Annotated in this window: 5 protein-coding genes and 1 pseudogene; 2 read left to right on the top strand and 4 right to left on the bottom strand. The window is 65.7% G+C overall.

The window, feature by feature from the left end; genetic code table 11:
* Nucleotides 1–201: 201 nt before the first annotated feature.
* From XcyCFBP4188_RS21905 to XcyCFBP4188_RS21890, 4 genes are read right to left on the bottom strand one after another with little or no spacing between them, the layout of a single operon-like run.
* A complete protein-coding gene (locus XcyCFBP4188_RS21905; RefSeq protein WP_046931969.1) occupies nt 202–1,782 on the bottom strand; it encodes a DHA2 family efflux MFS transporter permease subunit in 1,581 nt (526 codons plus the stop codon).
* 6 nt (nt 1,783–1,788) lie between these two features.
* Entirely contained in the window at nt 1,789–2,982 is a 1,194-nt protein-coding gene (locus XcyCFBP4188_RS21900) for an HlyD/EmrA/EmrK family protein (protein WP_046931968.1), read from the bottom strand.
* Between the two features lie 10 nt (nt 2,983–2,992).
* On the bottom strand, nt 2,993–4,480 hold the full coding sequence (locus XcyCFBP4188_RS21895; RefSeq protein ID WP_081376447.1) for an AdeC/AdeK/OprM family multidrug efflux complex outer membrane factor: 1,488 nt from the start codon (nt 4,478–4,480) through the stop codon (nt 2,993–2,995).
* A gap of 23 nt (nt 4,481–4,503) precedes the next feature.
* Nucleotides 4,504–4,944 (bottom strand): MarR family winged helix-turn-helix transcriptional regulator, encoded by a 441-nt coding sequence (locus XcyCFBP4188_RS21890; RefSeq protein ID WP_006453275.1) that lies wholly within the window; start codon nt 4,942–4,944, stop codon nt 4,504–4,506.
* 123 nt (nt 4,945–5,067) lie between these two features.
* Here XcyCFBP4188_RS21890 and XcyCFBP4188_RS21885 point away from each other — a divergent pair.
* Nucleotides 5,068–5,920, top strand: a pseudogene (locus XcyCFBP4188_RS21885) (AraC family transcriptional regulator).
* A gap of 62 nt (nt 5,921–5,982) precedes the next feature.
* Nucleotides 5,983–8,226 (top strand): DNA topoisomerase IV subunit A, encoded by a 2,244-nt coding sequence (gene parC / locus XcyCFBP4188_RS21880; protein WP_104592848.1) that lies wholly within the window; start codon nt 5,983–5,985, stop codon nt 8,224–8,226.
* The last annotated feature ends 54 nt before the right edge of the window (nt 8,227–8,280 follow it).

Genomic DNA, 8,280 nt, shown 5'->3' with positions numbered 1-8,280 from the left:
GCACCACCGTGCCCGGCTTACGGAGTGGCCAAAGCCCCTCCAACAACACAGTTGCTACAGGGACGTACTTGCGGCGTGTCCCGCGATGGTGGGCGGGCAAGGGCCCTGCAGCCAACTCACAAATCATCCGCTCTGCAGTAGACCAGCGTGTAGTCGTTTTCTTAGCCGCTCGTAATACAGCTGCGCCCTTGTCAGCCGCGCCTAATGCCCACCAGCCGCCGCAGCACCACCGGCACCCGCACCAAACGGCGGTTTGGCCAGCCACAGGAAAAAGATGATCGCAAGGAACGTCCAGCCAAGCAGGTAGAAGATGTCGTTGAAGCCCATCTGCGAGGCCTGGTGATTGATCATGTTGTTGAGCGATGCAGCGCCGCGTTGCAGGTCGCCCTGCCCCATCGCGGCGACCTGTTCCTGCATGCCCGGCGTGTACACCGAAATGTGCTCGGTGATGTGCGCGTGGTGCACCTGGGTGCGACGTGCCCACAGATAGGTGGTCAACGATGCGGCGAAGCTGCCGCCCAAAGTACGCAGGAAGGTCGCCAGGCCGGAACCTGCCGCGATCTCGCGCCCGTCCAGATCCGACAGCAGAATCTGCAGCACCGGCATGAAGAACAACGCCAGGCCCACGCCCATCACCAACTGCACCGTGGCCACATGGTTGAAGTCCACCTGCAGGTTGAAATTGGAGCGCAGGAAGCTGGTGAACGACATGAAGATGAAGGCAATGGTGGCCAGCATGCGCAGGTCGAAGCGCAATGCATACTTGCCCACGAGTGGCGTCATCAACACCGGCAGGATGCCGATCGGCGCGGTGGCCAGACCGGCCCAGATCGCGGTGTAGCCAAGGTCGCGTTGCAGCCATTGCGGGATCAGCAGACTCACACTGAAGAACGCCGCATACGCCACCACCATCGCCAGCGTGCCTGCGCGAAAATTGCGATGCCGGAACAACTTGAGATCGACGATGGGGTCCTTGTCGGTGAGCTCCCAGATCACGAACACCACCAGCGCCACCGCAGCGACGCAGGCCAGCACCAGGATCTTGTCGGAAGAGAACCAATCCTCGTCGTTGCCCAGATCCAGCACCAGCTGCAGCGCGCCCACGCCGACCACCAGCAGGATCAGGCCGATGTAATCCATGCGCGGCTTTTCAAGCTGCTCGGGGCGATGGCGCAACTGCGAACCGACGATGCTGCTGGCGATGATGCCCAGCGGCACGTTGATCAGAAAGATCCATTCCCAACTGTAGTTGTCGGTGATCCAGCCACCCAGGATCGGCCCCGCGATCGGTGCCACCACGGTGATCATCGCCAGCAAGGCGAGCGCCTGACCGCGTTTTTCGCGTGGATAGATCGACACCAGCAGACTCTGGGTGATCGGGTACATCGGCCCGGCAACAAACCCCTGCAGCGCACGCGAGACCACCAGCATGCCCATGCTCTGGGCCAGCCCGCACAGCAACGAAGCAACGGTGAAGGCCAGTGTCGACCACACGAACAACTTGGTCTCGCCAAAACGCCGACTCAGCCAACCGGTCAGCGGCAAGGCGATCGCGGTGCTGACCGCAAACGAGGTGATGACCCAGGTGGCCTGCTGCGAACTGGCACCGAGATTGCCGGCGATGGTCGGCAACGACACGTTGGCGATGGTGGTGTCTAGCACCTGCATGAACGAGGCCATCGCCAGGCCCACGGTGCACAACGCCACGCTCGCCGGGCGAAAGCCGGCGGCGGGCGCAGGCGCCGAGGGGCCGCCGGGCGCGGTGGGAGCTTGCGAAGACATGCTGGCTTAGCCCGCCTTGGAAACAGCCTGCGCGGGCAGGTTGTCCTGGATGATGCGTTGGATATCCGCGTCGGCAGCCTGCAACTGCTGCGCATACACGTCGGTGGAAAATACCGCGCCGTTGGCGAACTTGGTCGGCAACACGCTGCCCTGCTGATCGTGCAGATTGACCTCGACCTTCATCGACAAGCCAATGCGCAAGGGATTGCCGGCCAGTTGCTTGGCATCCACCGCAATGCGCACCGGCACGCGCTGCACGATCTTGATCCAGTTGCCGCTGGCGTTTTGCGCCGGCAACAGCGAGAACGCGCTGCCGGTGCCCAGGCCCAGGCTTTCGATACGGCCGGTGTAGTTCACGCCACCGCCGTACAGATCCGAATGCAGTTCCACCGGCTGGCCCAGACGCATGTGCTTGAGCTGGGTTTCCTTGAAGTTGGCTTCCACCCACACCTGCTCCAGCGGCACCACCGCCATCAGCACGCTACCGGGCTGCACACGCTGGCCGAGCTGCGCCGAACGACGCGCCACGTAACCGGACACCGGCGCAATCACACCGGTGCGCGCGTGGTTGAGATAGGCCTGACGCAACTGTGCGGCGGCCGTCTGCACGTCTGGCTGATTCGCCACCGCGCCGTCATCCACCAAGGCGCGATTACGCTCGAAGCTCTCGCGCGAACCGCTCACCGCCGCTTCGGCAGCGGCAAGTTCTTCGCGGGAATGCGCCAGTTCTTCGTTGGAAATCGCGCCGCTGGCAGCAAGATCCTTACGCCGGGCGAAGTCGGCGCGTGCACTGCGCAACGTGACCTCGCGCGAGGACAGTTCGGCCTGCGCGCCTTCCACGCTGCGGTACAGACCGCGCACCTGACGCACGGTCTTGGCCAGGTTGGCTTCGGCCTGCTGCAATGCGACTGCGGTATCGGCCGGGTCCAGCTGCACCAGCAACTGGCCGCGCTCCACGCGCATGCCGTCTTCGGCGCCGATGCTGACCACCGTGCCGCCCACCATCGGGGTGATCTGCACCTGGTTGCCCTGCACGTATGCGTCGTCGGTGTCTTCGTGCCAGCGGCCGACCAGGAAGTACCACACCACAAGACCGATGATCGCCAGGATCACCACAATGGCCACGATGCGCAGCGCCGCACGGCGCTTGCTGGGCGCGGCCGGCGCAGGTTGGGAAGAAGTTGCAGTCGTCTGGCTCATCGTCGCTGTCTCAGGAATTCGGTTGTGCGGGAGTGGTCGCGGCGTGTGCGGTGTCGCGCGCAGGTTCCGGCGTGAATCCGCCGCCCAAGGCGCGCTGCAACCTCACCGAGGCCAACAGTTGTTGCGATTGCAGGCTGGCCATGCGCTGGCGTGCGAGCAGCAATTGCTCCTGCACGCTGAGCACTTCCAGATAGCTGCCGATGCCGGCGCGGTAGCGCTGCTGTGCGAGATCGAAGGCGGCAGTGACGGTCTGTACTGCCTCGTCCTGCGAGCGTGCGCGCTGCTCCAGCGAACGCACCGCGTTGACCTGGTCGGCCACTTCACGCAGCGCATCGAGCACCTTCTGGTTGTAGTCGGCCACCGCCAGGTCGTACTGCGCATCGCTGCCGGCCAGATTGGCGCGCAGCTTGCCGCCATCGAAGATCGGCAGGCTCAAGGCCGGGGCGACCACGCCGAACAGCGATGCACTTTCCAGCAACTGGCCGACATCCCGGTTCACCAGCCCGCCCAACGCCGTGATGTTGAAGCTGGGATAGAAGCGCGTCTTGGCGACCGCAATGTTTTTATCGGCCGCTTCAACGCGCCAGCGCGCGGCGACCACATCGGGGCGATGACCCAACAACTCGGCCGGCAACGCACTTGGCAATTGCAATGCGCCTGCGCTGCTCAAGGTGGGGCGCGCGATATCCAGCCCGCGATCCGGGCCCTGCCCGACCAACGCGGCCAGCGCCGTGCGCGCTTCGTCGATCTGCTGCTGCGCAGATTGCAGCTGCTGTTGCGCAGCCGGCACGCGCGCCTGCGACTGACGCACCTGCAAGTCGCTGTCGATGCCGGCGCCACGACGTTGCCGGGTGAGGTCCAGCGTCTTCTGCGCGCGCATCAGCTCATCGTTGGCCACATCGTGCACACGCCACGCGTAATCGAGCTGGGCATAGGCTTCGGCGATCGCCGCCGACAGGTTCAGGCGGGCTGCCTGCGCATCCACATCGGCCGCATGCGCCTGGTCCACTGCCGCTTCCCAGGCGGCGCGCTTGCCGCCCCACAGGTCCACGCCGTAGCGGAAATCCAGCACTACCTGGCCGTTGCCGCCGAACTTGCCGCCGCGTTCCTCGCCCACCACCGATTCGGGCAACTGCACGCCGGCATAGCCACCGGACACCGACAGGCTCGGGCCGCGGTCGGCCTGCGCGGTACCGATGCGTGCCTGCGCCTGGCGCAGGCGCGCATCCGCCGCAGCCAGGCTAGGGCTGTGCTGCAGGCCTTCGGCAATCAACGCATTCAATTGCGGATCGCCCAGGGCACGCCACCAATCGCTGGCCGGCCAGGCGGCCGGGCTCAGGGTGGTTTGCGCCAGGGTGCGCTCGGCATGCAGCGCACCCGGTTCCAGCACGGCGCCTTGCGGGGCCAGACCACGACTGCTCGCGCAGGCGGCCAATGCCAGCGTCAAGGCGGTGAGCACAAGCGGCCGCGCAAAGCGCGTTGAGCGCAGGCGCAACATCTGGATCGAGGAACTAGCAGCGTTCATGAGTTGAGTGCATCGCGGACACGGATGAGAAGAGAGGTGAGTTGTTCGCGCTCGGGCGCGGCCAGATCGCGCAAGCCGTGCTCGATGGCGCGTTCGCCGCGCAGCTTCAGGCGCTCCCACAAGGCCACGCCCTGTTCGGTCATGACGATCTGCAACGCGCGCCGGTCCTGCGCATGCGGCTCGCGCCGCACCGCGCCCAGCGCTTCGAGCTTGTCCAGCAGCCGGGTCACCGCGCTCGGGGTCTGGTCCAGCGCCAGCGCCAGTTCGTTGGCCGTACAGGGCGAGCGCACCGCCAGAATCTTCAAGCCGACGTAGTGGCTGAAGCCGAAGTCGGGCAGTTCGCCCTTCATCTCGGCATCGAGCTGCCGCATCAGCGCGTCGCGCACCTGGCGCAGCAACAAGCCGAACGACGGCGAGGTGGAGGAAAGATCGTTCATGGCCGGCCATTTTCTTCCGAAATATATATTTGTCAATGCAAATATGTCGAAAGGGATTAAACCGCAAGCAAGGATCGCCACGATACGCGCGGGTCTGGCTGGCCTGGTAATACAATTGCGCCGATGACTATCGAAAACCCGCCAACGACGGTCGATGCCTTGCCACCGGGCGTGCGCGCCAGCTTCGAGTGGGCCGATGGTCCGGAAGTAATCGCCTTCCTCGCCGATCTGCATGCGGTATGGGCGCCGAAGACCGCCCCGCACGCGCATGTGCGCGGCCAGCTGATGTATGTGGAGCACGGCGTACTGACCGTGCATACCGAACAGGGCACCCTCTCATTGCCGCCGGGCTGCGCCGGCTGGATGCCGCCCGGCCAGCAGCACACCGTGGAGCTGGCCGGGCCGATGCGCGGCTGGGGGCGTGGTGGTGCGGCCGGATGCCTGCGCCGCCCTGCCCGCCCAGGGCGGCGTGATTCGCCTGACCGGGCTCGCCCGCGAAGTCATCATGCGCGCGGCCGGCTGGCCGCTGGATCAGCCGCTGGATAGCGCCCGGCAACGGCTGGCCGCCGTGCTGCTGGACGAGCTATGCCAGGTCCAGATCGACCACCTGCACCTGCCTATGCCGGCCGACCGCCGGCTGCTGCGGATTGCCCGGCAGTTGCTCGCCACCCCTGCCGACCCGCGCACGCTGGATGCCTGGGCCGATTGGGGCGGGCTGTCGCCGCGCAGTCTGAGCCGGCACTTCCGCAGCGAGACCGGGCTGAGTTTCGCGCAGTGGCGGCAGCAGGCCAGGCTCGCCGAAGGCCTGCGGCGCTTGAGTCAGGGCAGCGCGGTGGCGCAGGTGGCCGACCAGCTCGGCTACAGCAGCCCCAGCGCTTTCGTCAGCGTGTTTCACCGCCATTTCGGCGCCCCGCCCACGCGTTATCTGGCCGGTGGCCACGCGCGCGGCTTGGCATCCCCCGCCGCATCCGGATAATCGGCGCTCTTCGAGCTCGCGCCTGGCGCGCGGGTTCCTCTTTCGTAGGACCTGGCTTCGCAATGACCGATCTGACCCGCCCCACCTTCCATGGCTTCGAGCAGCTGCCGCTGCGCGAGTACGCCGAACGCGCCTATCTCGACTATTCGATGTACGTGGTGCTCGACCGCGCCCTGCCGTTCCTGGGTGACGGACTGAAGCCGGTGCAGCGGCGCATCATCTTCGCGATGAGCGAGCTGGGCCTGAACGCCGCCGCCAAGCCGAAGAAATCCGCGCGCACCGTGGGCGATGTGATCGGTAAGTATCATCCGCACGGCGACAGCGCCTGCTACGAAGCGCTGGTGCTGATGGCGCAGCCGTTTTCGTACCGTTACCCGCTGATCGAGGGCCAGGGCAACTTCGGCTCCACCGACGATCCGAAGTCGTTCGCGGCGATGCGTTACACCGAATCCAAGCTGACCCCGATCGCCGAAGTGCTGCTGGGCGAAATCAGCCAGGGCACCACCGATTGGGCCGCCAACTTCGACGGCACCCTGGAAGAGCCGACCTGGTTGCCGGCGCGCCTGCCGCATCTGCTGCTCAACGGCACCACCGGTATTGCGGTGGGCATGGCCACCGACGTGCCGCCGCACAACCTCAACGAGATCGTCAGCGCGCTGCTGCGCCTGCTCGACAACCCCGATGCCACGGTCGCCGAACTGTGCGAGCACGTGCTCGGCCCGGACTACCCGACCACCGCCGAAATCATCACCCCGGTGGCCGACCTGCGCGCCATCTACGAGACCGGCCATGGCAGCGTGCGTGCGCGCGCCACCTACAAGAAAGAACACGCCAACATCGTCATCGATGCGCTGCCGTATCAGGTCTCGCCGTCCAAGGTGATAGAGCAGATCGCCCAGCAGATGCGCGCCAAGAAGCTGCCGTGGCTGGAAGACATCCGCGACGAGTCCGACCACACCAGCCCGGTGCGGGTGGTACTGGTACCGCGCTCCAACCGCGTCGATGCCGAGCAGCTGATGGGCCACCTGTTCGTCACCACCGATCTCGAGCGCAGCTACCGCGTCAATCTCAACGTGATCGGCCTGGATGGCCGGCCGCAGGTGAAAAATCTGCGCCAGCTGCTGAGCGAGTGGCTGACCTTCCGCAGCGATACCGTCACCCGCCGCCTCAACCATCGCTTGCAGAAGGTCGAGCGTCGCCTGCACCTGTTGGAAGGCTTGTTGATCGCCTTCCTCAACCTGGACGAAGTGATCCGCATCGTCCGCAGCGAGGACGAACCCAAGCCGGTGTTGATGGCCAAGTTCGCACTCAGCGAGGAACAGGCCGAATACATTCTGGAAACCAAGCTGCGCCAGCTGGCGCGCCTGGAAGAAATGAAGATCCGCGGCGAGCAGGAAGCCCTCGCCAAGGAACGCGCGCAACTCCTGGCCATTCTCGAAAGCAAGACCAAGCTGAAGAAGCTGATCAAGGACGAGCTGACCGCCGACGCCAAGAAGTTCGGCGACGCACGTCGCTCGCCGCTGGTGCAGCGTGGCGCGGCGCAGGCGATCGACGAAACCGAAATGGTCGCCAGCGAACCGATGACCGTGGTGTTGTCGGAAAAGGGCTGGGTGCGCGCGGCCAAGGGCCACGAAGTGGATCCGGCCGGCATGTCCTACCGCGATGGCGACAGCTTGCTGGCCGCAGTGCGCAGCCGTAGCACCCATCAAGTGGCGTTCCTGGATTCGGAAGGCCGCGCCTACTCCACCGCAGTGCACACCCTGCCCTCGGCACGTGGCAATGGCGAGCCGTTGACCGGGCGTTTCTCGCCCGCTTCCGGCGCGTCGTTCCAGGTCATGGCTAGCGCGGACAACACCACTCGCTTCGTGCTGGCCTCATCGCACGGCTATGGCTTCGTCACCCGCTTCGAGAACCTCACCGGTCGCAACAAGGCCGGCAAGGCGATGCTCAATCTGACCACCGGCGCGCAGGTGCTCGCGCCGGCGCAAGTGATCAACCCGCAGACCGATCGCATTGTCGCGGTCACCAGCGCCGGCAATCTGCTGGCGGTGGCGGCCAGCGATGTGCCCGAGCTGGACAAGGGCAAAGGCAACAAGATCATCGAGATCCCCAAGGCCAAGCTCGGCACCGAGCGCGTGGTGGCGGTGGTGGCGGTGGCACCGGGCAACACGCTGCTGGTACGCAGCGGCGCACGCACCATGAGCCTGTCGTTCAAGGATCTGGAGACGTATGTGGGCGCGCGTGCGAGCCGCGGAGCGTTGTTGCCGCGCGGGTGGCAGAAAGTGGATGGGCTGGAAGTGCAGTAAGGATGATTCACTCATCCGGCGCGCGGCGGCGCGTTCGACACTGTCAGCGCCTTG

The sequence above is a fragment of the Xanthomonas hortorum pv. cynarae genome (genome assembly GCF_002939985.1).
Taxonomy (GTDB): Bacteria; Pseudomonadota; Gammaproteobacteria; order Xanthomonadales; family Xanthomonadaceae; genus Xanthomonas; species Xanthomonas hortorum_D.
The sequence above is the reverse complement of the archived record's forward strand: the minus strand, read 5'-3'. Positions and strand labels throughout refer to the sequence as shown.

Bases quoted from the DNA above. Each gene is read 5' to 3' on its own strand.
- XcyCFBP4188_RS21905 (WP_046931969.1), bottom strand. From the start codon at position 1,782: ATGTCTTCGCAAGCTCCCACCGCGCCCGGCGGCCCCTCGGCGCCTGCG.
- XcyCFBP4188_RS21900 (WP_046931968.1), bottom strand. From the start codon at position 2,982: ATGAGCCAGACGACTGCAACTTCTTCCCAACCTGCGCCGGCCGCGCCC.
- XcyCFBP4188_RS21895 (WP_081376447.1), bottom strand. From the start codon at position 4,480: ATGTTGCGCCTGCGCTCAACGCGCTTTGCGCGGCCGCTTGTGCTCACC.
- XcyCFBP4188_RS21890 (WP_006453275.1), bottom strand. From the start codon at position 4,944: ATGAACGATCTTTCCTCCACCTCGCCGTCGTTCGGCTTGTTGCTGCGC.
- parC (WP_104592848.1), top strand. From the start codon at position 5,983: ATGACCGATCTGACCCGCCCCACCTTCCATGGCTTCGAGCAGCTGCCG.